At 65.6% G+C, this 21,291-nt stretch carries 19 protein-coding genes and 1 other RNA gene; 9 read left to right on the top strand and 11 right to left on the bottom strand.

The genetic code is table 11. The features are described 5' to 3' along the window. Positions 1 to 66: 66 nt before the first annotated feature. The 4 genes from L858_RS0100085 to ssrA all read right to left on the bottom strand — a co-directional run bounded on the left by L858_RS0100085 (position 67) and on the right by ssrA (position 5,987). The gene (locus L858_RS0100085; RefSeq protein WP_022681105.1) at positions 67 to 2,745 is read right to left on the bottom strand and encodes a TonB-dependent receptor domain-containing protein; all 2,679 of its coding nucleotides are present in this window, start codon (positions 2,743 to 2,745) and stop codon (positions 67 to 69) included. Between the two features lie 90 nt (positions 2,746 to 2,835). Then, on the bottom strand, positions 2,836 to 4,428 hold the full coding sequence (locus tag L858_RS0100090) for a C2 domain-containing protein (RefSeq protein ID WP_022681106.1): 1,593 nt from the start codon (positions 4,426 to 4,428) through the stop codon (positions 2,836 to 2,838). 534 nt (positions 4,429 to 4,962) lie between these two features. Then, complete coding sequence (locus tag L858_RS0100095) at positions 4,963 to 5,346, bottom strand: hypothetical protein (protein WP_022681107.1); 384 nt, start codon at positions 5,344 to 5,346, stop codon at positions 4,963 to 4,965. Between the two features lie 296 nt (positions 5,347 to 5,642). Further along, positions 5,643 to 5,987, bottom strand: a transfer-messenger RNA (tmRNA) gene (ssrA, locus tag L858_RS21115). Positions 5,988 to 6,011: 24 nt separating this feature from the next. On the opposite strand from ssrA, the gene L858_RS0100100 reads away from it, so the two are divergent. From L858_RS0100100 to trmB, 7 genes are all read left to right on the top strand, one after another. Beyond that, positions 6,012 to 6,776 carry an NRDE family protein gene (locus L858_RS0100100; protein WP_028055637.1) on the top strand — a complete coding sequence of 255 codons (765 nt, stop codon included), beginning with the start codon at positions 6,012 to 6,014 and terminating at the stop codon, positions 6,774 to 6,776. A gap of 83 nt (positions 6,777 to 6,859) precedes the next feature. Beyond that, positions 6,860 to 7,450 (top strand): anthranilate synthase component II, encoded by a 591-nt coding sequence (locus tag L858_RS0100105; protein ID WP_022681108.1) that lies wholly within the window; start codon positions 6,860 to 6,862, stop codon positions 7,448 to 7,450. 62 nt (positions 7,451 to 7,512) lie between these two features. After that, a complete protein-coding gene (trpD, locus tag L858_RS0100110; RefSeq protein WP_022681109.1) occupies positions 7,513 to 8,505 on the top strand; it encodes an anthranilate phosphoribosyltransferase in 993 nt (330 codons plus the stop codon). Then, the gene (gene trpC / locus L858_RS0100115) at positions 8,502 to 9,296 is read left to right on the top strand and encodes an indole-3-glycerol phosphate synthase TrpC (protein WP_022681110.1); all 795 of its coding nucleotides are present in this window, start codon (positions 8,502 to 8,504) and stop codon (positions 9,294 to 9,296) included. Before trpD ends, trpC begins: the two co-directional genes overlap by 4 nt. Further along, entirely contained in the window at positions 9,293 to 9,763 is a 471-nt protein-coding gene (gene moaC / locus L858_RS0100120; protein WP_022681111.1) for a cyclic pyranopterin monophosphate synthase MoaC, read from the top strand. Before trpC ends, moaC begins: the two co-directional genes overlap by 4 nt. Beyond that, the gene (locus L858_RS0100125; RefSeq protein WP_022681112.1) at positions 9,760 to 10,944 is read left to right on the top strand and encodes a molybdopterin molybdotransferase MoeA; all 1,185 of its coding nucleotides are present in this window, start codon (positions 9,760 to 9,762) and stop codon (positions 10,942 to 10,944) included. Before moaC ends, L858_RS0100125 begins: the two co-directional genes overlap by 4 nt. A 153-nt stretch (positions 10,945 to 11,097) precedes the next feature. After that, complete coding sequence (gene trmB / locus L858_RS0100130) at positions 11,098 to 11,793, top strand: tRNA (guanine(46)-N(7))-methyltransferase TrmB (protein WP_022681113.1); 696 nt, start codon at positions 11,098 to 11,100, stop codon at positions 11,791 to 11,793. 227 nt (positions 11,794 to 12,020) lie between these two features. Here the strand turns inward: trmB and L858_RS0100135 are convergent, their stop codons facing one another. Then, entirely contained in the window at positions 12,021 to 13,730 is a 1,710-nt protein-coding gene (locus tag L858_RS0100135) for an ATP-binding protein (protein ID WP_028055638.1), read from the bottom strand. 199 nt (positions 13,731 to 13,929) lie between these two features. Here L858_RS0100135 and L858_RS0100140 point away from each other — a divergent pair, with 199 nt between their 5' ends. Further along, a complete protein-coding gene (locus L858_RS0100140; RefSeq protein ID WP_022681115.1) occupies positions 13,930 to 14,808 on the top strand; it encodes a glucose 1-dehydrogenase in 879 nt (292 codons plus the stop codon). A 225-nt stretch (positions 14,809 to 15,033) separates the two neighbouring features. Here L858_RS0100140 and L858_RS0100145 read toward each other — a convergent pair whose 3' ends face one another. The 6 genes from L858_RS0100145 to L858_RS0100175 all read right to left on the bottom strand — a co-directional run bounded on the left by L858_RS0100145 (position 15,034) and on the right by L858_RS0100175 (position 18,178). Further along, positions 15,034 to 15,582: a hypothetical protein gene (locus L858_RS0100145; RefSeq protein ID WP_022681116.1), complete on the bottom strand. Its 549-nt coding sequence runs from the start codon at positions 15,580 to 15,582 to the stop codon at positions 15,034 to 15,036. Positions 15,583 to 15,842: 260 nt separating this feature from the next. Continuing rightward, the gene (locus tag L858_RS0100155; RefSeq protein ID WP_022681118.1) at positions 15,843 to 16,196 is read right to left on the bottom strand and encodes a winged helix-turn-helix domain-containing protein; all 354 of its coding nucleotides are present in this window, start codon (positions 16,194 to 16,196) and stop codon (positions 15,843 to 15,845) included. 60 nt (positions 16,197 to 16,256) lie between these two features. After that, entirely contained in the window at positions 16,257 to 16,508 is a 252-nt protein-coding gene (locus L858_RS0100160; RefSeq protein WP_022681119.1) for a hypothetical protein, read from the bottom strand. Positions 16,509 to 16,604: 96 nt separating this feature from the next. After that, entirely contained in the window at positions 16,605 to 16,838 is a 234-nt protein-coding gene (locus tag L858_RS19240; protein ID WP_022681120.1) for a hypothetical protein, read from the bottom strand. Between the two features lie 128 nt (positions 16,839 to 16,966). Beyond that, a complete protein-coding gene (locus tag L858_RS0100170; RefSeq protein ID WP_022681121.1) occupies positions 16,967 to 17,314 on the bottom strand; it encodes a UrcA family protein in 348 nt (115 codons plus the stop codon). Positions 17,315 to 17,617: 303 nt separating this feature from the next. Beyond that, complete coding sequence (locus L858_RS0100175; RefSeq protein ID WP_022681122.1) at positions 17,618 to 18,178, bottom strand: septal ring lytic transglycosylase RlpA family protein; 561 nt, start codon at positions 18,176 to 18,178, stop codon at positions 17,618 to 17,620. A 134-nt stretch (positions 18,179 to 18,312) separates the two neighbouring features. Between L858_RS0100175 and uvrA the strand changes: the two genes are divergently transcribed. Next, a complete protein-coding gene (uvrA, locus tag L858_RS0100180) occupies positions 18,313 to 21,288 on the top strand; it encodes an excinuclease ABC subunit UvrA (protein ID WP_022681123.1) in 2,976 nt (991 codons plus the stop codon). The last annotated feature ends 3 nt before the right edge of the window (positions 21,289 to 21,291 follow it).

Here is a 21,291-nt window from a genome sequence, read left to right on the forward strand (position 1 = left end):
GGCAGACGTGGGCGACCCGTTCCCGGACCGCGCGCGTCTTGGCTGCCCTGATCCGTGTTCAGACCATCATAACGCCACCGTCAGCGACGCCGCGATGGTCGTGCCGATCTTGTACCGGTTGTAGAAGACCTTGTTGCCGTCCAGTTCCTGGACCTCCTGAAACTTGCGGCCGGTGATGTTACGCGCCTCGAACTTGAACTCGCTGTTGATCCCGCCCGGCAGCTTCACCGCCTGCCGCGCCACGAAGTCCAGCGTCAGACCCGGCTTCTCCTTGATGTCGGGCTGGAGATTGGGTCCACGGCTGGTGACGCGCGGGCTGGCATAGGTCAGCAGCAGCGTCTGCTGCGACAGCTTGTCCGTATCTTCCAGGCCGATCTGCAGATTGACCAGATGGTCCGACTGCCCCGTGAGCGGCACGCCATCCTGGAAATAGTCCGAAGCGGCGGGCAGCGGGCCGGCGGTGTAGCTATAGGGAATGGTGGTGTCGCCGGCGCCGACCTTCAGCTTCGACTGGGTATAGGTATAGTTGGCGATCAGCGCGATCCGGCGGCTGATAAAGAAATCGCCCGAAACGCTGTTGAGCGGCAGATATTTCTGCGCCTCGAACTCAACACCGTAGAGCTGCGCTTCCGGAGCGTTGGCGAAGCTTGTCGTGACGTCATATTTGTCGTTGATCGTCGTGTAGGTTTCGATCGGGTTGTCGATCTTCTTGTAGAATGCCGCCGCGGTCAGCCGCTCGTCCCGTCCCATATACCATTCCGCGCGCACATCCGCGTTCCAGAGCTCGCTGTCCTGAAGGAAGGGGTTGCCGCGATAGAAGCGGTTGGATTCGGTATCGATATAGGGCTGCGCGATCAGCTCGCGGAACTGCGGCCGCGCGATGGTCTTGGACCCGCTCACCCGGAACTGCAGCCCCTTGCTCGCCTCGAAGGTGATCGTGGCGGCGGGCAGCCAATATTCCTTGTTGATGCTGTTCACCGGCGTGATGCCCGTGTTGTAAACGTCAACGCCAGTCACCGACTGCCGTCCCTTTTCATACCGAACGCCCGCATCGACGGTCAGGCCGGGAAACAGCTCCGCCCTCGCCTGCGCATAGCCGGCATGAACGCGCAGCGCCGCATCATAGACCGGATAATTGCCGGAGAAGTCGAGCAGACCCATATCGTACAGCTGGATCGACGCATCCGATAGCAGATAGTCGGGCCGCAGTTGCTGGACCGAGATCGGCAGGTTGGTCGCATCGAAATGCAACTCGTAGCGCGAAGATGTGCGCTTGGTGTTGCTATAGGCATAGCCCGCCGTCAGCGTCAGCGCGGGCGAGAATTTATAGCTCAGGTCCCAGCCGCCCGACCAGAGATTCTCATTAAGATCGCTGAAGGTGATCGAAGCGTCACCCCGCTGGCGATTGAGCGCGTTGATGAAGCGGTTGCCGACCGGATCGACGCTCAGGTCGCGGTTCGTCCGCACATATTCGAACTCGCGCTCATAGGGCGCCTCGCGTTGCGAATTGGCGTAGCCGCCGCGCACGTCCAGGCTGAGCGCATCCATCAGCTTGAACTCGCCGACGATCTGCGTGTCGATCAGCTGCCGCTCATACCAGGCGGTATTCTGCGTCATATAGTCGGCGCCCGCGATCTCGCCGTCATTCTGACCGAGCGAAAGCGCGCCACGCTTCAGCGTGTCGCGGATATAGACGTTGGTCCAGCGGATCTTCTGGTCGCCCCATTCCAGCCCCACGCCGACCAGCGCGTTGAACGTCACCTCATTGTCGGTCGAGATCTGCAGGCTGTTCTTGCCCGGTGCCTGCTCCAGATTGATCGAAGCCTGCTGCAAGGAGGCGCGGGTGCGCCATTTGTTGCTGTAGGAAGCCGTCAGCAGCAGCCCCAGGCGGCCGTCATCGCCCACGTCCGCCGCGGTCCCGGCATTGATCGAACCCGAAAAGTTGAACGGCAGGCTGTTGGTCCGCTGCAGCACCGACGTCTTGGCGTTGAGGAACTGCATCGAAATTGCCTGCAAGTCGCTGCGCGGCATGTTGGAGAAGGGCGTCCCGCTCTTGAACGCTTCAGCGAGCAGCGGCGGCACGTCACGCGATCCATCGTCGAAGCCGGTCCAGTCGGACTTGCTCCCATAATAGGTGTAGCCGTGCTGGCCCGACGTTTCGGTATTGGCCGAGCTGCCGATGCCCAGTTCCAGATAGCTTTCGACCGGAATCGCCTTGGTCGTCAGGTTGATGACGCCGCCGCCGAACTCGCCGGGGAAGTTGGCGGAATAGCTTTTCTGCACCAGCGTCGAGGCGATCACGCTGGTCGGGAAGATGTCGAGCGGCACCACGCGCTTCAGCGGCTCGGGGCTCGGCAGCGGCGAACCGTTCAGCAGTGCCAGCGAATAGCGGTCGCCAAGGCCGCGCACATAGACATAGCCGCCCGACACGACCGACAGGCCGGTCACGCGCTGGAGCGATCCCGCGATATCGCCCTCGCCCGTGCGCTTGATGTCGGCGGCGGACAGCACGTTCACCACCTGCGGCGCGGCCTGGCTCACATTGCTGGTGCGGCGGCCGGTGACGATGATGTCGGAGCCGGGGATCGAGACATCGACCCGCCCCGCCTGCGCGTCGGATTCTTCCGAAGCGCTCGGCACGCCCGAGCTGGGCGCGCTGTCGGTGGTGGTTTGCGCCATCGCCGCCGGAGCGGACAGCGCGGTGGAAATCAGGAGCAGGCGCGCCAGGCTGAGCGGCTTCGACATGGCTGGAAAGTCCCCCTTGGGAAATGCAGTGCAAAGAAGGCGGGGAAGCGCTGACCACGCTCCCCCGCCCCTGTTGAGGTCAGGTCCGGATCAGGCGGTCGGGATGGCGGTGCAGTTCTTGCTGCTGCTTCCGAAGCTCGCCGTCACCGAATTGCAGGTCCAGCCGGCATACCAGCTGTCGTTGCTGTCCTTCACCGCGCCGATATAGTTGGTGGTCGTGAAGTTGCTGTCGATCGTCTTGGGATCGATCGCGGTACGCGCCGTCTCCGCCGGACCGTTGATGAACAGGCTGGTCAGCGACGGCGTGTAGGCGAAGCTGCTGTTCGGATCGGTCGAGAAGATCGACTGGACGGTTGCATTGTCCACGCCGCCCGTGCCCTTGAAGGGGGTGGCGCTGCACTGCATGACCACCGACAGGTAGCGCGGCTTGCCCGCATCCTGCAGCGTGGTGTCGGCGTCGCGCACCGTCGCCGCACTGTTGATGCGCAGGCAGCTCTGGTCGGGGCTGACGATGATGCCGTTCACCATCGCCAGGTCCGCGCCGCCGCGCAGCATCATGGTCGCGCCGTCATCGCCGGTGTTCGACCGCTGGATATGCGTGAAGTTCGCGACCTTGAGGTACTGGCGCGGCAGCGCGTCCTCGCTGAAGCTGGTGCCGGTGGTCGACCCGTTCGAGTCCGTTTCGGTGAAGGTGTCGCCGATATTATTGTTGGCGCGCTGGACCGAAATGATGAACTGCGCCGTGCCGCGGAAGCCGACGTCGCTATCGAGATTGTCGTCCTCGTTACCGGTCAGCACCAGATGCTTGAGGTGCGCCGAACCGCCGAAAATCTCGATCCCGTCGTCCGAGCTGTTGTGGATCTGGATATGGTCGAGCACGGTGCCGGTGCCGACGCCGGAGGGGGTCAGGCCCTGCAATTCCTTGCCGTTCGCCAGCACGAAACCGGAATAGCGGATCTGGACATAGCTCATCCGGCCCGAGCTGTCCGCATCGTCCGCGCCGCCATAGATTGCGCCGGTGGTGCCTTCGGTGTCGCGCTGGCAGGCGGTGGTGCCCGGCGCGGCGTTCGGCGCCTGATCGCAGTCGGTGATCTTCGCGCGGCCGAGCAGCACGACCCCGCCCCACTGGCCGGACGACTGGTCTGTGGCCGAACCGGTGACATTCTCGCGGCTGGTGAAGACGATCGGCTGGGCGGCGGTGCCCACGGCGTTGATCTTGTTGCCGCGATTGACCGCCAGGAAGGCGCTGCCGGTGCCGGCGAAGACCACCACGCCCGGATCGATCGTCAGCGTGACATTGGTGCCGGTGCTCGCCGCACCCTGATCGGTGCCGACATCGACGCGGCCGGGCAGCGAGTAGATGACGCCCGCCGTCTTGGCGATCGCCGTCGAGCTGTTGAAGCGGGCCGGGAAGCCGCAATTGCGCCAGGTGTTGCTGCCGTCGCTGATGGTGCCCAGATCGGTCAGCTGGTCTGCGCCGGAAATGGTCGGACAGCTGGCGGCGGCAGTGACATTGCCCGGCGTCGGCGTGGGCGTGGGCGAAGGAGTCGGGCTCGGCGTGGGCGTCGGCAGGACGATCGTGCCTTCACCGGGCGAAGCGATGTCGTCGGCGCCGCAAGCGCTCAGGCCCGCGCAGGCGACGCCCGCCATCAGGATGGTTTGAAAACGGTTGATCTTGGCCATGTCGTCTCCGCTCCGGCCTAGTGCCGGCTTGTGATAGGATGCGGAGCGTCAAGGGGAACTCAATCGGACCACGCCCCCTGTCGCCCTCGAAGGCGGCAGCTAGGCGCGGCAGATGACAGGATGATTTTGCTTCCGTGACTGCTGAATGACTTAGAAATGACAGTTCAAAGACTCGTGTTTCGCTTTTGTGACTGGATGAAGTTCTCGCAACATCCGTTCGCCGTGACCTTGTCGAAGGGGACCCGCCTGAGCAACGCGAAAGCTCGGAAGCCATGATCATGTCTCAGCCAATCGTCACCCCGGGCTTGACCCGTGGTCCCGCTGCCTTGGCAACGTCGCGGAAAAAAGCGGCACCCCGGGTCAAGCCCGGGGGCGACGCAAAGGAGGCCTTAACCCGACTGCCATTTGGCGTAGCACTTCGACTTCTCACCCCGAACCGACATGGATGATACGCATATCGCCCCCAACAAAAGCAGGGGCGCCGCCCGTGGCCGGACGACGCCCCCTCTCCCTTCACCCGGGCTTCGCGCTTGTTCAGCGCATGGCGTACTGCGCCTGCAGCCGGCCGAGCGCCCGCTTCGCGATCTCGCGGGAGGACGCTTCATCGCCGTCGGCGGTGACCAGCTGCGAGTCCGGCGCAAACCGTGCAGCCTTGTAGGCTTCGCGAGCCGCCTCCATGCGGCCCATGCCGGCGTAAGCATTGCCAAGATTGATGAGACGGGCCGGATCATTCGCGCCATCCGGGCGCGGCGCCGCCAGCCTATGCGCGGCCTTGGCGTAATCGCCCGCCACCAGCGCGCCCGCGGCAAGGCGTCCGTCCGGCACGCCCACGACCACAACCTCATCGGACGCCGCGAGGGCCATGGCCGGCACGCCAGCAGCCAGCACAAGACCGACCATCGCAGCCACCTTCATCATCCATCTTCTCCTGACAAAACCTTCTACAATAACGGCAAGTATTTCACTTTGATGACGGCAGAACAAGATCGCCCGAACGCATCAAAAATGATTTTTAATAAAGTAAAAACAGCCGCTTATCGTTTTTTCTCAATACTGTCATAAAAGTGTAATCGAAATAACGGCTTAGCCGCGAATCGATTCGCGCGGTCAAGGCAAGCAGCGCCAAACGCAAAAACGTTCAACTCGATGAAGATGAGAGCGATTTTTAAGAGAAGGTCCGGAGGATTCTGTTGCCCGGCTCCTCCGGAAGCCGCTGAATTCCCTTCTGTTGCCCGGTGGGTTCAACCGCGTTCTTTTTGAGTAATGTCCGGCCGTGAGGCCATCAATTACGCAGCAAGAGCAAGAGCCTCGTTATCGTTGGCACTTGTGAGTTTTGCACAGTTTAACGGCTTACACGGGCCGGGTGAAAATATCGCTTTTCAACACACGTCGATCCTAGTTCGGCCCCGTCATATTCCCCGGTGATCCGAGGAAGGTGGTGGAGCCGCCGGGTACTGCCCCCGGGTCCGCTGCGCCTATTGCACGACACGATTTATCACCATAGCCGGGCGAACCCGGCACCGGCCTATATGGAGCGGGCCGCACGGTTTATCAAGGACCGTAGGGAGCAGGAAGGAAATCGCATGTGCATCATGGCAATGGCGTGGAACGCGCATCCCCGCTGGCGGCTCGTCCTCATCGGCAATCGCGACGAGCACCATGCCCGTCCCGCCGCGCCGCTCGCCCGGTGGGAGGAGCCTTCCCATCTGATCGCTGGCCGTGACCTGCAATCGGGCGGCACCTGGCTCGGCGTTTCCGATCAGGGGCGCGCCGCCATCGTGACCAACCTGCGCGGCCATGGCGATCCGCAGCCTCACAAGGCCTCGCGCGGCGCGCTGGTGACGGACCTTCTCGCCGGCAGCGGCCCCTATGCGGACCCGCAATCCGCAGCGCTTGAGGATTTCAACCCCTTCAACTTCATCCTCGTCACCACGGAGCAGGCGCAGTTCCTGACGAACCGCCCTCATCCCGTCCGCACCGATCTGACCCACGGCCTCTACGGCCTCTCCAATGGCGAACTCGACGCGCCCTGGCCCAAGACGCTGGCGCTGAAGGCCGCCCTGCTCGACTGGCTCGTGGCCGGAGGCGAAGACCCGGCCGCGCTGTTTCCGGCCCTGCGCAGCGAAGCTCTGCCGCAAGCCGGTATCGCTCCGGGAACGCCGTCCGACGTTCCCGCCGAAGCCGCCGTCTCCCCGATCTTCATCCGCAACCCGATATACGGCACCCGCTGCAGCACGATCATCGCCGTCGATGCGCAGGGCCAGGGCGCCATCACCGAACGCCGCTTCGACGCGGATGGCGCGGAGAGCGGAGAAACCAGCTTCACCTTCACATGGCCCTCAGCCTGAACCTCCCCTGCGCAAAGCCTGGGGAGGGCGACCCATATCACCGCACCCTTCCCCCCGCTCCGTTCCCGCGCTAAAGCGTGCCCATGATCCTCGTCATCGACAATTACGACAGCTTCACCTGGAACCTTGTCCATTATCTGATGGAACTGGGCGCTGAGGTAGAGGTGGTGCGCAACGACGCCATTTCAGCGGGGCAGGCCCTCTCCACCGGCGCGCAGGGCTTCCTGCTCTCGCCCGGCCCCTGTACCCCCAATGAAGCGGGCGTCAGTCTCGATCTTGTCGCCGCCTGCGCCGATGCACGCGCGCCGCTCCTGGGCGTGTGCCTCGGACACCAGTCGATCGGCCAGTATTTCGGCGGCCAGGTCGTGCGCGGCGGCCTGATGCACGGCAAGACATCCCCCGTTACCCATGACGGCACCGGCTTGTTCGAGGGGCTTCCCTCCCCCTTCATCGCGACCCGCTACCACTCGCTGATCGTGGAGGATATTCCCGACACCTTACTCGTCAACGCCACCAGCGAGGACGGCTCCGTCATGGGCTTCCGCCACCGCGACCTGCCGATCCACTCGGTCCAGTTCCATCCCGAGAGCATCGCGACCGAGCACGGCCACGACATGCTGGCGAACTTCATGCGCCTCGCCGGCATCCCGGTGCGCGAGCGCGAAACAGCCTGAAAGCTCGATTCTCGCAAGCCGATCTCGACTCCGGCTCGCTCCCGTGATTAAGGCTGGCGGCGATGACCCGCCTGCCTGATCCCGCCGCGCCGCTCTCGCCAGACGCCGCCACGCACGCCTTCGACCTGCTGTTCGACGCCGATCTGCCGGAAGCGGAGATCGCGGCCTTCCTCGTCACAATGTGCCGGCGCGGCGAAACGGCGACCGAAATCGCCGCCGCCGCCCGCGCCATGCGCGCCCGCATGATCCCGGTGAAGGCACCTGAAGGTGCGATCGACGTCTGCGGCACCGGGGGCGACGGGCACCATACGCTCAACGTCTCGACCGCCGTGTCGCTGGTCGTCGCCGCAGCCGGCGTGCCGGTCGCCAAGCATGGCAACCGCGCCGCCTCTTCGAAGGCCGGCGCCGCCGACACGCTCGAAGCCCTCGGTCTGAACCTCGACAGCGCCGCCGCCACAGCCGAAGCGACGCTCGCCGACCTCGGCATCTGCTTCCTCTTCGCGCAAAACTATCACCCGGCGCTGAAACGCCTCGGCCCGATCCGCAAGTCGATCGGCGAGCGTACCATCTTCAACCTGATGGGCCCCCTCGCCAATCCCGCGCAGGTGCGCCGCCAACTGGTCGGCATCGCGCGCCCCGCCTATGTGCCGATCTACGCGGAAGCAATTGCCGAACTCGGCGTCGACCGCGCCATGATCGTGTCGGGCGACGAGGGGCTGGACGAACTCTCCCTCGCCGGCGGCAACGACCTCGCCGAGGTAAAGGGCCATGATCTTGTCGCCATGCGCCGCCTCGCCGCCGCCGACCTCGGCCTTGCCACCCATCCGGTCGAAGCCATCCGCGGCGGCGACCCCGCGCACAACGCCGCCGCGCTCCGTGCGCTGCTGCAGGGCGAAACCGGCCCCTATCGCGACGCCGTGCTGCTGAACGCCGCTGCCGCGCTCGTCGTCGCCGACGCCGTCTCTGACCTGCGCGAGGGCGTGGAGGAAGCCGCCGAAACCATCGACCGGGGGCTTGCCAACGCCCTGCTCAATTGCTGGATTGCCTACTCATGACCAACAAGCTGATCGAAATCTGCGACACCAAGCGGGAGGAAGTGGCCCACCGCAAGGCCGCGATCACCGTCTCCACCCTGCATGCCCGCGCCGCCGAGCAGACGCCGCCGCGCGGCTTTCGCGCCGCGCTGGACGGCGCCGCCCGCTCGGGCTTCGGCCTCATCGCGGAGATCAAGAAGGCGAGCCCGTCCAAGGGCCTCATCCGTGCCGATTTCGACCCGCCCGCCCATGCGCAGGCCTATGCCGCCGCCGGCGCCGCCTGCCTGTCGGTCCTGACCGACGAACCCTATTTCCAGGGCCACGATGATTATCTCATGGCCGCCCGCTCCGCCTGCGCCCTGCCGGTGCTGCGCAAGGATTTCATCGTCGACCCCTGGCAGATCCTCGAAAGCCGCTCGCTCGGCGCCGACGCCATCCTCATCATCGTCGCCGCGTTGGAGGACAGCCAGATGGCCGAGATAGAGGATGCCGCCCTCGGCCTCGGCATGGACGCCCTCATCGAAGTGCACGACGCCCATGAACTGGAGCGCGCGATGAAGCTCCGCTCGCGCCTCATCGGCGTCAACAATCGCGACCTGCGCGACTTCAGCGTCGACTTCGCCCGCACCTACGAACTGGTGGGTCAGGCACCCGCAGGCTGCACCTTCGTCGCCGAAAGCGGCCTCGGCAGCCATGCCGATCTGGTCGCCATGGCGGACCATGGCGTCCGCTGCTTCCTCGTCGGGGAAAGCCTGATGCGCCAGCCCGATGTCGAGCGCGCGACCCACAGCCTCCTCACCGGCGAAGCATGAGCAAGCTCACCCATCTCGATGAGGACGGCTCGGCGCATATGGTCGATGTCTCGGCCAAGGCGGTAACGTCCCGACAGGCGGTCGCCGGCGGCCGCATATCGATGAGCGAGGAAGCCGCCGCCGCCATCGCGCAGGGTCTCGTCAAGAAGGGCGACGTCCTCGCCGTCGCTCGAGTGGCGGGCATCATGGCCGCCAAGCGCACCGCCGACCTCATCCCGCTCTGCCACCCGATCGCGCTGAGTTCCGTCAGCATCGACTTCGACCTCGATGCCACCGGCGTCACCGTCAGCGCGACCGCCAGGACAGCCGGCCAAACCGGCGTCGAGATGGAGGCGCTGACCGCCGCCTCCGTCGCGCTGCTCACCGTCTATGACATGGCGAAGGCGCTCGACAAGGGCATGGTCATCGCCGGCGTCCGCCTGCTCTCCAAGACCGGCGGCAAGTCCGGCGACTGGAAAGCGGCATGAGCCTGCTGCCGGTTGCGCAAGCGCAGGAGCGCCTGCTGGCACTGGCGGCACCCCTTGGCGCGGAAGACGCCGCGATCGCCACCTGCGCAGGCCGCTGGCTCGCGCGCGACATTCACTCCCTGCGCGATCAGCCCTGGGCCAATCTTTCCGCGATGGACGGCTACGCCCTGCGCGCCTCCGAATGGCCCGGTCCCTGGCGCGTCGTCGCGCAAAGTAGCGCTGGCGGGGCGATGCCACAGCCGCTCGGGGCGGGTGAAGCCTGCCGCATCTTCACCGGCGCACCCCTTCCAGAAGGCGCCGATACGGTGCTGATCCAGGAGGAAGCGGTTGTGCAGGACGACGAACTGCGCGCGTCGGCCGATCCCTATTCCCCCGGCCGCCACGTCCGTCCGCTCGGCTCGGACTTCCACGCAACAAGCCTCCTACTGTCAGGTGGCAGCCGCCTCGGCCCCGCGCAGATCGCGCTGGCCGTGCTCGGCGGCCATGGCGCGCTGCCGGTTGGCCGGCGGCCCCGCATAGCACTGCTCTCCACCGGCAATGAACTGGTGCCGCCCGGCGCGCCGACGCTGCCCGGCCAGCTGCCCTCCTCCAACGCCGCGATGCTGGCCGCCATGTTCAGCCCACTCCCCTGCGACCTCATCGACCTCGGCATCGTGCCGGACGATCTGGACGCCATGACCGAGGCCTTCCGCCGCGCGGCGGACGCGGACGTCATCGTCTCGACCGGCGGCGCGTCGGTCGGCGATCATGACCTCGTCAGGCCAGGTTTCGCGGCGGCAGGCGGCAGCCTCGATTTCTGGAAAATCCGCATGCGGCCGGGCAAGCCCCTGATGGCGGGAACGCTTGGGCACTCGATCTTTCTCGGCCTCCCCGGCAATCCCGTATCGGCCTTCGTGACCGCGACCCTCTTCCTCCTGCCTTTGGTGCGCCACATGGCCGGCGCACGTTCGCCCCTGCCGCCAACTACCACCGCCGTCCTGGCGGCGCCCGTTCCCCCCACCGGCGACCGCGACGATTATCTGCGCGCCTATCGCAGCCCGGCCGGCATCGTCTCCGTCACCTCGCAGGACAGCGCCGCCACCGCCGCCCTAGCCTGCGCCGACTGCCTCATCCTGCGCCCGGCCCATTCGCCAGCGGCGCAGGCGGGTGAAACGGTCACGGTCATCCCATTGACGGTGTAGAGCGTGCCCATCTTGTGCAGAAACATCCGCGTCCAGGCTCTCTTTTCGTCACCCCGGGCATGCCACGGAGTGACGATCACTCAAACATGACCGTGCTTTGGAGTCCCCACCCCCCGCTTGCCCCACGCCCCAGCCCCCGCTATCGGCCCGCTCATGACAGCGCATAAATCCGGCGACCCCACCACGCTCAACCGCCTCTACGGCCGCCAGTCGGGCCACAAGCTGCGCGCTGGCCAGCAGGAACTGGTCGACACGCTGCTCCCCGCCATCTCCGTCCCGGAAGAGGGCGAGATCACCGCCGCTAACCTGTTCGGCTATGACCGCCCGCTGCATTTCGAGATCGGCTTCGGCGGCGGCGAGCATCTTGCCTATCGCGCCGACCTGCTGCCCGACCACGGCTTTATCGGTGCGGAGCCGTTCCTGAACGGCGTCGTCACCGCCCTCGGCCATGTGCGCGATTCTGCGCTCGGCAACGTCCGCCTCCACATGGGCGACGCGCTTCAGGTCTTGAGCCGGATCCCCGACGGGGCGCTCAGCTTCGTCTATCTGCTCCACCCCGATCCCTGGCCCAAGGCGCGCCACGCCAAGCGCCGCATGATGAACCCCGGCCCGGTCGCGATGATCGCGCGCAAGCTCAAGCCCGGCGGCGAGTTCCGCTTCGGCACCGATCACCCTGTCTATCTGCGCTGGGCGCTGATGGTCATGAACGGCCATCCCGATTTCGACTGGCTGGCAAGCGAGGCCAAGGATTTCCAGACCCGCCCCGGCGGCTGGCCCGAAACCCGCTACGAAGCCAAGGCCCGCCGCCTCGGCCACGAAGTCTGGTATTTCAGGTACCGGCGGCGGTAGCGCGCCTCATTTCCCGCATCCGTTCGGTTGAGCTCGACGTGCGCTGACCCCCGTTTAGTCGAGCGGGACCATCTTTGAGTGACCGTCACCCCGGACTCGATCCGAGGTCCCGCTTCTTAGCTGACGTTGCGGGGAAAGCGGAACCTCGGGTCGGAGGTTCATAACACCCAAGCTTCGGCGTCAGATGATCACGCTCTAAGCCGCTCCAAATCCAGGAGCGCCAGCGCTCAACTCGCAACTTGCGCCCGCGCCGCCGCGATGCACGCTTCCAGATGCTTGTGCCGGAACGGCTTGGACACGCGCGGAATATCCGGCGCGATCAGGTCGATCCCCTCATAGCCTGACATGATGAGCAGCGCGATGTGGGGATGGTCCACCCGCACCCGCAGGGCAAGTTCCACCCCTGTCATGCCCGGCATGATGTGGTCGGTGATCAGCAGGTCGAACCGCTCCCCCCCCTCGATCATCCCCAATGCCAGTTCAGCGCGTTCGGTATCGACCACTTGATAGCCCATCTCGGCCAGCATCTCGCGCGTGCTGTTGCGGACCAGTTCATTGTCCTCGACCAGCAGCACCTTGCCCGGATGCCGCTCTGCGAACGGCGCGGCAGCCGGTGTGCCGCCCTTGGCAGCCGCCACGCGCTCGACCGGCAGCCACAGGCGGACACTCGTCCCCTTGCCGACGCTGCTGTCGATTTCCACCGTGCCGCCCAATTGCCCCGCCAGGCCGTGCACCATCGACAGGCCAAGCCCGGTGCCGTGCCCGGACGGCTTGGTCGTGAAGAAGGGCTCCATCGCAGACGCCAGCACGCTCGGGCTCATGCCTACGCCATCATCCTTGATGGTCAGGCACATATAGCGCCCGGGCGCCAACCCGGCGGGCAGCCTGCTCCGGCGCACCTCGCCCGCGATGCTGAGCTTTCCGCCGCCCGGCATCGCATCACGGCTGTTGACCGCCAGATTGAGGATCGCCACCTCCAGCAGATGCGCGTCGGCATGGACCGCCGGCAAGGTTGCGGGCAGATCGATCGCCACCTCGATGCGCGGCCCCAGCGTGCTGCTGAGCAAGCCCCGCATCCCGTCCAGCAAGGCCGGCAATTCGACCGCCGCCGCAGACAGCGGCTGACGGCGCGCGAAGGTCAACAGCCGCTGCACCAGCGTCTGTGCACTCTCCGCCGCCTGCATCGCGATGCTCGCGTGCCGCTCGATCGCATCGGGCCGCTTGCCCGACAGGATCAGGTCCAACCCGCCGACGATAGGCATCAGCAGATTGTTGAAGTCATGCGCCACATGGCCCGTCAGTTGCCCCAGCATGTCCAGCTTCTGCGCCTGCCGCAGGCTTTCCTGCGCCCGCTCCAGCTCGGCGGTACGCTCCCGCATGCGCTGGTCCAGCTCCCCGTTCAGCGCTTCGAGCGCCTCGAACAGCCGGCCATTTTCGATCGCAGTCGATGCCGCGCGCGCCAGCGCCTCCAGCAGCGCGATCTCGTTATCGGTGGGCTGGCCGAATTCCGACCAATAGGCGCCGATCGCGGCAAAGGGTTCGATCCGGCCGATCGGCACCATCAGCATCGACCGGACGAAGGTCGTGCGATAGGCTTCCACCGGCACGCGCGGATCGTCGAAAATGTCCGCGATCACCGCCGTCTGCCCATGCTCCATCGCCCATCCGGACACGCAGCTGGCGGCGGGGAAGCGCTGCCCCGCCCAGAGCGGCTCCATCGAGTCCTCCGCGATATAGTGGCATCGGTCATCGTCGCGCAGGACGATGGCGATCCCGTCCGCACCCACGGCGCGTCGGGCAAAGGCGCGCAGCACATTGGTCACGGCATCCAGGGATCGGGCCCCAGCCAGCGCCTCCATCGCCTCGGCGGCGATGCTCCAGCGCGCGGCCAGCGCCTTCTGCTCCGACCCGCGTTCGCTCGCCAACTCTCTATCCATCGACAGCCTTCCGCTTTCGAACTGCCCCACCCCTATCATCGGACAAAGTCCTTCACAAATCCTATATCCTCAACGGCTTACCCGTTCGCAGCGCTGCGCCGCCCGCCGCAGAAATCCGGTAACCTGATTTAACCACGCGCTCGCAGGCCTGAACCAGAGCCGATACCGCTCGTTGGAGTGGGCGAAGGAGAACGCCCCCATGTCCACCAATCAGTCCCCCAACCAGTCCGACAATCATGAAGAGATGATCCACGAGGACGCGCTACCCGGTCACGAAAGCAAGCTCGACCCCAAGCCCGAATGGGAACCGCGCTACCCCGGCTCAGGCCGCCTCGCCGGCAAGGTCGCGCTCATCACTGGCGCGGACAGCGGCATCGGCCGCGCCGTCGCCGCCCTCTACGCCCGCGAAGGCGCCGACGTCGCCATCCTCTATCTCTGCGAACATGACGATGCGAAGAAGACCGCGCAGATCGTCGAGGCGGAGGGGCAAAAGGCGCTCACCATCGCCGGTGACATCGGCGACAAGGCTTTCTGCGACAGCGCCGTCGCGCAAGTGATCGAGACGTTCGGCCGGCTCGACATCCTCGTCAACAATGCCGGCGAACAGCACCCCGACCAGGACATCACCGACATCACCGAGGAGCAGCTTCGCCGCACCTTCCAGACCAATATTTTCGGCATGTTCTTCCTGACGCAGGCCGCGCGCCCGCACCTCAAGCAGGGCGCCGCCATCGTCAACTGCACCAGCGTCACCATGTATCAGGGCTCGTCCGAACTGCTCGACTATTCGAGCACCAAGGGCGCGATCACCGCCTTCACCCGCAGCCTGTCGGAAAATCTGGTGAAGGACGGCATCCGCGTCAACGCGGTTGCGCCCGGCCCGATCTGGACCCCGCTCAACCCCTTTGGCGGCGCGAGCGAGGAGAAGCTCGAACATTTCGGCGAGTCAACGCCGATGGGCCGCCCCGGCCAACCCAACGAGGTCGCCCCCGCCTTCCTGTTCCTCGCCTGCGAGGATTCGAGCTACATGTCCGGCCAGGTGCTGCATCCCAATGGCGGGACCATAGTGAACGGGTAACACCTTGCTTCACCCTCCTTCTCCCTTGGTGGGAGAAGGATACAAAGCCTTGCTGACCCGGCCTTGAGCCGGGGGAAGCTAGGCGGAGTTGGACGAGGGTGGCGGGCGCTCAGTTCCGATCAAGGGATCGCCCCCTCACGCCCCAAAAGAAAAAGGCGCAGCGCTCGCCAGAGCCGCCGCGCCTCCTCGTTCATGGCCACCTCCCCCGAAGCAGCCCTGACCCGATCAATTCGCCTTCGACAGGTCCACCTTCTCCACCCACTCGGGATAGAAGGTCGGCTCCCGGTTCGACCAGCCCACCGCGGTTGCCGCCGCTTCGCTGATCGACTGGAGCAGCGCCCGCCGCTTTTCCGGATGGAGGTGCGGCAGGCTCGCCGCCGCGCAGAAAGCGCCCGGCAGCCAGGGCCGCGCCCCCGCCCCCAGCAGCCGCTCATAAAGAAAGCGGTATGCCGAAAAGCTGCTCAGCCGATCCTGCCCCAGGTCGAAGGCGGAAATCGTCACCAGCGGCGCCATGAATGGCTCCATCTGGTCGAGCCCACTGTCATCCGGCACGCGCGCCTTGATCTCGTCCAGCCGGCCATAGATCCGCGCCTGCGCCCGGATGCTGGCCTCCTCCACCATGTCGCGCGACCACAGTTTCATCGCGTCGCGGCGATGAAGCCCGATGTCCAGCGATCGGCGGATATAACGCTGTGTGGCGGCCGGGAAACTGGCGAATTCACGCAATTCGGCCAGTGTGATGGCTCCGTCCGCAGGTCTTGCACTCGTGCCCATGCTCATGCCCTCCGACTTCAAGTCGATCGTCAGAACATGCGCCAGTCATGGTTACTGGATGCTTAAGCGCCGGTTCCGCCGACAACCGCAGGTGACCATTTTTCTTTTTGCGGTGCAACATGAAAAATCCATGAAGATGAAATAAGTTGCATCGCTCCACTAGCCGTACATTCCCTTTACGGAATTGCTCATCACGCTCCTGTCATGTCACCCGGACTGAACCGGCGTGACGGTCACTCGACCCCACGGCTGCCAACCGATCACTGCGCCGGCAGAGGCTCATCGCGCAACGCACGCGAAAACGCCGGCCAGTGCCCCGCACCCCCCGCCTGCACCGCCGCCTGCATCGCGCGATATTGCGCCAACAACCGCTCGCCGAACTCGGTCAACCGCGCCCCTTCGCTCGACGTCGCCACCACGGGCGATGCCCAGCACCGGTTCATCACATCGACCAGCAGCCAGCACCGGCGATAGCTCATGCGCAGCTTGCGCCCTGCCGCAGAGATCGACCCCTCCCTCGCAATCGCGTCGAGCAGGTCCGCTTTCCCCGGCCCCATGGCGATCTCGTCGCCGCAATAAATCTGGATTTTGATCTTCAGTGCGGCCTTGCTCATGACCCGTCTATGCCATGTCGGCGCAGGCGGCCCAAATCGGCCGCTGCGAAGACTGCAAAGTCAGCCCGCCGGACGCTCCAGCACGGCCCCGATCATCTTGCGCCATACCGTCACGTCGCCCGCCTGCGCCATTTGCGCATCGGGTTCGCGCAGCGTGTGCAGGATCGCATAGGCATCATCGACATGCTCCTGCCATGTCGCGTCCACCCTTCCGGCTGCGTGCGGGTCGTTGCCTTCGCCATTCAGGCTCAGTTGGCGGCCAGCCAGCACACGGGCGATACGCTCAATCGCGGGAGTAGCGGAAGTCGGCATAGATACGGGTTCCTCTCACCTGCGGAGGGCGACATCGCCGGTTTCCCCCGGACGATCCGCCATCCGTCACGAACATATCAGGATTTCCGCGCTCGTCTATCGATCCTGCTCGTCATCCTCCTCCTCGTGGAATCCCGATGAGGGCACCGGATCGCCATGGTCGCCGGGCGCCGTCGCAGAGGGCGGGTCCGACGCATCCATCGAATCCATCAGCCCCTCGTCCAGCTTCTCCTCGGTGGTGACCGCATGATCCTGCGCGTCGGTCGGCCGCTGGTCCTTGTCGCCCGCTTCTTCCCGGCTGTTGGGACGAATGTCGGTCTTGTCGCTCATCTTGGCTCTCCTCGGCGCGGGCGTTATGCCCGCCTCGCCGTAATCAACGGACAGGTTTGACCGCCGGTTCCGCAACGATCGCGGAACCGGGGTCGATCAGCGCGCAGAGAGGCAGAGAGAGCGCGCGATCAACGCGGCGCGGCGGGCGCCTTGTCCTTGTCCACTTCGGCAAAGCGGCTGGCTTCGCGCGCCTGCGCGCTGGCGATGGCGGCTGCGAGCGGTGCCCGGACATTGTCGAGCGCGGACAGCTGGCAGGCCCGCGAAGCGCTCACCGTGGGGGCGGGGCAAACCTTGACCGCCGCGCGGCGCACGCGCAGCGTCAATTCCCGCTGGTCCGCCTTCTTCGACAGGTCGAGCCCCTGATAGCTGACTTCCACGGTGCGGCCGTTGGACTCGAAGGGAATGCTGTTCGCCAGCGCCGTCGAGCTCATCAGGGCGCAAGCGCCCGCCGCAACCAGTTTCGTCACGATAGTCATGATTTGGGTCCCCCTCATTCACATGCTGCGGCCGCCGCTCTGGGCGATCTGACCGCGATTGAAATGGGCAGGCTGGGACCCGTCAGTCCTCCCATCGACAAGGCGCGCCAGTATAGAAATGAAGTTCAGCTGTCGAGCGAAAAGCCTTGTTTTCGTAGCGTAAAACAGCGTTCCTCGACCCGACGAAAACACCCCCGGGCAAGGGAATGTCCGGGGGTGCATCCAGGAAGCTGTCGGGCTCTCCGGGATCTCAATAGGTCGATGCTGGCAAGACGGCGCGGCAGGGGCTGTCCCGTCCCGGCCTCAGCGTCCCGCCGCCAGCTGCGCCCGCAAATTGACCAGCGTCGCTCTGTCGACGACCGGCCGTTCGGGCGCCTGCTTGCCCTTGCGCAGCTTCTCGCGGTCCTGTTCCGGCGGCTCCACCACCTTGACCCGCACCGGCGCGTGGCCGTGGGCCCTGATCCCCAGCTGCTCGGCCGCGCCGCGCGACAGGTCGATGATCCGCCCGCCTCCCGCGAACGGCCCGCGATCGTTGATCCGCACCAGGATCGTCCGCCCCGTCTCCAGCGACGTCACCTCGACATAGGTCGGCAGCGGCAGCGTGGTATGCGCCGCCGTCACCGCCTTGGGGCGAAAGCGCTCTCCATTGGCGGTCTGGTTCCCGCTCTCGCTGCCATACCAGCTGGCATAGCCCAGATAATCATAGCTCGGATCGGCGGCCGGCACATAGGTCTGCCCCCGCACCGCATAGGGTTTCCCGATCCGCACCGGCACATCGCTCACCGGCCGATAGCGCACGCCCCCGCCGCACGCCGCCAGCAAAGCCAGCACGCCCAGTCCCGCCAGTCGGGCCCGACCCTTCATCCCGCTCATCCCTCGCCTCTAGCGCAGCCGCCCCGACCAGAAAAGCCGCCGCCTTTTCCTTTGGCCGCATGCATCCTATCTATCCGCCCACACGGCCTTGCCCGCCGGGAACAAATCTGGAACAACACGCCCTCATGAGTCTCACCACCATTTCCGTACGCGGCGCGCGCGAGCACAACCTCAAGGGCGTGGATGTCGACCTCCCCCGCGACAGCCTGATCGTGATCACCGGCCTCTCCGGCTCGGGCAAGTCCTCCCTCGCCTTCGACACCATTTATGCCGAGGGTCAGCGCCGCTATGTGGAGTCGCTCTCCGCCTATGCCCGCCAGTTCCTGGAGATGATGCAGAAGCCCGATGTCGAGCATATCGACGGCCTCTCTCCCGCCATCTCGATCGAGCAGAAGACGACCAGCCGCAACCCGCGCTCCACCGTCGCCACCGTGACGGAGATCTACGACTATATGCGCCTGCTCTGGGCGCGGGTTGGCATCCCCTACTCCCCCGCGACCGGAGAGCCGATCAGCGCCCAGACCGTCAGCCAGATGGTCGACCGCGTGATGCAGTTGCCCGAAGGCACCCGCTTCTACCTCCTCGCCCCCGTCGTGCGCGGCCGCAAGGGCGAGTACAGGAAGGAGCTGCTGGAGTGGCAGAAGGCCGGCTACACCCGCGTCCGCATCGACGGCGAAATCCATGCCATCGAGGAAGCACCCGCCCTCGACAAGAAATATAAGCATGACATCGAAGTCGTCGTGGACCGCCTCGCCGTGGACGCCGACATGGGCACCCGCCTCGCCGACAGCTTCGAGCAGGCGCTGAAACTCGCCGACGGCCTCGCCTATGTCGACCTCGCCGATGGCACAGTAGCATCCGTCATCCCAGCGAAAGCTGGGATCTCAGGAGAGGAAGCGCTGCCTACGCCCGAGACCCCAGCCTCCGCTGGGGTGACGGAAAAAGGCAAGATGAAGGGCGCCGAAATCCCCGCCAACCGCATCGTCTTCAGCGAAAAATTCGCCTGCCCAGTCTCCGGCTTCACCATCCCGGAGATCGAGCCCCGCCTCTTTTCCTTCAACGCCCCGCAAGGCGCCTGCCCCGCCTGCGATGGCCTGGGCGAACGGCAGGAGTTCGACCCCGAACTCGTCGTCCCCAACGAGCATCTCTCCCTCAAGAAGGGCGCCATCGTCCCCTGGGCCAAGTCCAACCCGCCCAGCCCCTACTACATGCAGGTCCTCGGCTCCCTCGCCCGCGAGTTCGGCTTCTCCCTCGAAACCCCGTGGGACGAGCTTCCCGGCGAAGTCAAGATCATCATCCTCCACGGCACCGCCGGCAGGCCCATCACGCTCAAGTTCGTCGACGGCAAGAAGTCCTACGAGGTCAAGAAACCCTTCGAAGGCGTCATCGGCAACTTGAACCGCCGCCTGCTCCAGACCGAGTCCGCCTGGATGCGCGAGGAACTCTCCAAATACCAGACCGCCATGCCGTGCGAGACGTGCCACGGCGCCCGCCTCAAGCCCGAAGCCCGCGCCGTCAAGATCGCGGGCGAGGACATCTCCATGTCCACCCGCCGCTCGGTGGTGGACGCGCTCGGCTTCTTCTCCACCCTCCCCGCCCAGCTCACCGACCAGCAGAACCAGATCGCCAAGGCCATCCTCAAGGAAATTGTCGAGCGCCTCGGCTTCCTCAACAATGTCGGCCTCGACTATCTGAACCTCGACCGCACCAGCGGCACCCTGTCGGGCGGCGAGTCCCAGCGCATCCGCCTCGCGTCCCAGATCGGCAGCGGCCTGTCGGGCGTCCTCTACGTCCTCGACGAACCCTCCATCGGCCTGCACCAGCGCGACAATGACCGCCTGCTCATCACCTTGAAGCGCCTGCGCGACCTCGGCAACACCGTCATCGTCGTGGAGCATGACGAGGACGCGATCCGCATGGCCGACTATATCGTCGACATGGGCCCGGGCGCAGGCGTCCACGGCGGCACGATCGTCGCGCAGGGCACCCTCAACGAACTGCTCGCCCACCGCGACAGCCTGACCGCGGATTACCTCAACGGCACCCGCCGCATCGAAGTCCCCACAAAGCGCCGCAAGGGCAATGGCAAGAAGCTCACCGTCCACAACGCCCGCGCCAACAATCTGCAGAACGTCACCGCCAGCATCCCGCTCGGCACCTTCACCTGCATCACCGGCGTATCGGGATCGGGCAAGTCCAGCTTCACCATCGACACCCTCTACGCCGCGTCGGCACGCGCCCTCAACGGCGCGCGCATCGTCGCAGGCCCGCATGACAAGGTCACCGGCCTTGAACATTGCGACAAGGTGATCGACATCGACCAGTCGCCCATCGGCCGCACCCCGCGCTCCAACCCCGCGACCTATACCGGCGCCTTCACCAACATCCGCGACTGGTTCGCGGGCCTCCCCGAAGCGCAGGCGCGCGGCTACAAGCCCGGCCGCTTCAGCTTCAACGTCAAGGGCGGCCGCTGCGAAGCCTGCCAGGGCGACGGCGTGCTCAAGATAGAGATGCACTTCCTCCCCGACGTCTATGTCACCTGCGACGTCTGCCACGGCGCGCGCTACAATCGCGAAACGCTGGAGGTAAAGTTCAAGGGCCACAGCATCGCCGACGTGCTCGACATGACGGTCGAGGACGCGGTGGAATTCTTCAAGGCCGTCCCCCCCATCCGCGACAAGATGGCGATGCTCGCCGAAGTGGGCCTCGGCTATATCAAGGTCGGCCAGCAGGCCACCACCCTCTCCGGCGGCGAAGCCCAGCGCGTCAAGCTCGCCAAGGAACTCTCCCGCCGCGCCACCGGCCAGACCCTCTACATATTGGACGAGCCCACCACCGGCCTCCACTTCGAAGACGTCCGCAAACTGCTCGAAGTCCTCCACGCCCTGGTCGAACAGGGCAACAGCGTGGTCGTGATCGAGCATAATCTCGACGTCATCAAGACCGCCGACTGGATCATCGACATGGGACCGGAAGGCGGCGTCAAGGGCGGCGAAGTCGTCGCCGAAGGCACGCCGGAAAAGGTCGCGAAGAACGCCCGGAGCTTCACGGGGCGCTATCTCGCGCCGTTGTTGGGGATGGAGGCTGTGGCGGCGGAGTGAGGC

It is taken from the genome of Sphingobium bisphenolivorans (assembly GCF_000412635.1).
In the GTDB taxonomy this organism is placed as follows: Bacteria; Pseudomonadota; Alphaproteobacteria; order Sphingomonadales; family Sphingomonadaceae; genus Sphingobium; species Sphingobium bisphenolivorans.

What these genes read in the sequence shown, in the direction of transcription:
- L858_RS0100140 (WP_022681115.1), top strand. Translation starts at nt 13,930, where the DNA reads ATGTCCACCAATCAGTCCCCCAACCAGTCCGACAATCATGAAGAGATG.
- L858_RS0100135 (WP_028055638.1), bottom strand. Translation starts at nt 13,730, where the DNA reads ATGGATAGAGAGTTGGCGAGCGAACGCGGGTCGGAGCAGAAGGCGCTG.
- trpC (WP_022681110.1), top strand. Translation starts at nt 8,502, where the DNA reads ATGACCAACAAGCTGATCGAAATCTGCGACACCAAGCGGGAGGAAGTG.
- L858_RS0100155 (WP_022681118.1), bottom strand. Translation starts at nt 16,196, where the DNA reads ATGAGCAAGGCCGCACTGAAGATCAAAATCCAGATTTATTGCGGCGAC.
- L858_RS0100170 (WP_022681121.1), bottom strand. Translation starts at nt 17,314, where the DNA reads ATGACTATCGTGACGAAACTGGTTGCGGCGGGCGCTTGCGCCCTGATG.
- L858_RS0100095 (WP_022681107.1), bottom strand. Translation starts at nt 5,346, where the DNA reads ATGATGAAGGTGGCTGCGATGGTCGGTCTTGTGCTGGCTGCTGGCGTG.
- L858_RS0100175 (WP_022681122.1), bottom strand. Translation starts at nt 18,178, where the DNA reads ATGAAGGGTCGGGCCCGACTGGCGGGACTGGGCGTGCTGGCTTTGCTG.
- uvrA (WP_022681123.1), top strand. Translation starts at nt 18,313, where the DNA reads ATGAGTCTCACCACCATTTCCGTACGCGGCGCGCGCGAGCACAACCTC.
- L858_RS0100160 (WP_022681119.1), bottom strand. Translation starts at nt 16,508, where the DNA reads ATGCCGACTTCCGCTACTCCCGCGATTGAGCGTATCGCCCGTGTGCTG.
- L858_RS19240 (WP_022681120.1), bottom strand. Translation starts at nt 16,838, where the DNA reads ATGAGCGACAAGACCGACATTCGTCCCAACAGCCGGGAAGAAGCGGGC.
- trmB (WP_022681113.1), top strand. Translation starts at nt 11,098, where the DNA reads ATGACAGCGCATAAATCCGGCGACCCCACCACGCTCAACCGCCTCTAC.
- L858_RS0100090 (WP_022681106.1), bottom strand. Translation starts at nt 4,428, where the DNA reads ATGGCCAAGATCAACCGTTTTCAAACCATCCTGATGGCGGGCGTCGCC.
- moaC (WP_022681111.1), top strand. Translation starts at nt 9,293, where the DNA reads ATGAGCAAGCTCACCCATCTCGATGAGGACGGCTCGGCGCATATGGTC.
- L858_RS0100105 (WP_022681108.1), top strand. Translation starts at nt 6,860, where the DNA reads ATGATCCTCGTCATCGACAATTACGACAGCTTCACCTGGAACCTTGTC.
- L858_RS0100125 (WP_022681112.1), top strand. Translation starts at nt 9,760, where the DNA reads ATGAGCCTGCTGCCGGTTGCGCAAGCGCAGGAGCGCCTGCTGGCACTG.
- L858_RS0100145 (WP_022681116.1), bottom strand. Translation starts at nt 15,582, where the DNA reads ATGGGCACGAGTGCAAGACCTGCGGACGGAGCCATCACACTGGCCGAA.
- L858_RS0100100 (WP_028055637.1), top strand. Translation starts at nt 6,012, where the DNA reads ATGTGCATCATGGCAATGGCGTGGAACGCGCATCCCCGCTGGCGGCTC.
- trpD (WP_022681109.1), top strand. Translation starts at nt 7,513, where the DNA reads ATGACCCGCCTGCCTGATCCCGCCGCGCCGCTCTCGCCAGACGCCGCC.
- L858_RS0100085 (WP_022681105.1), bottom strand. Translation starts at nt 2,745, where the DNA reads ATGTCGAAGCCGCTCAGCCTGGCGCGCCTGCTCCTGATTTCCACCGCG.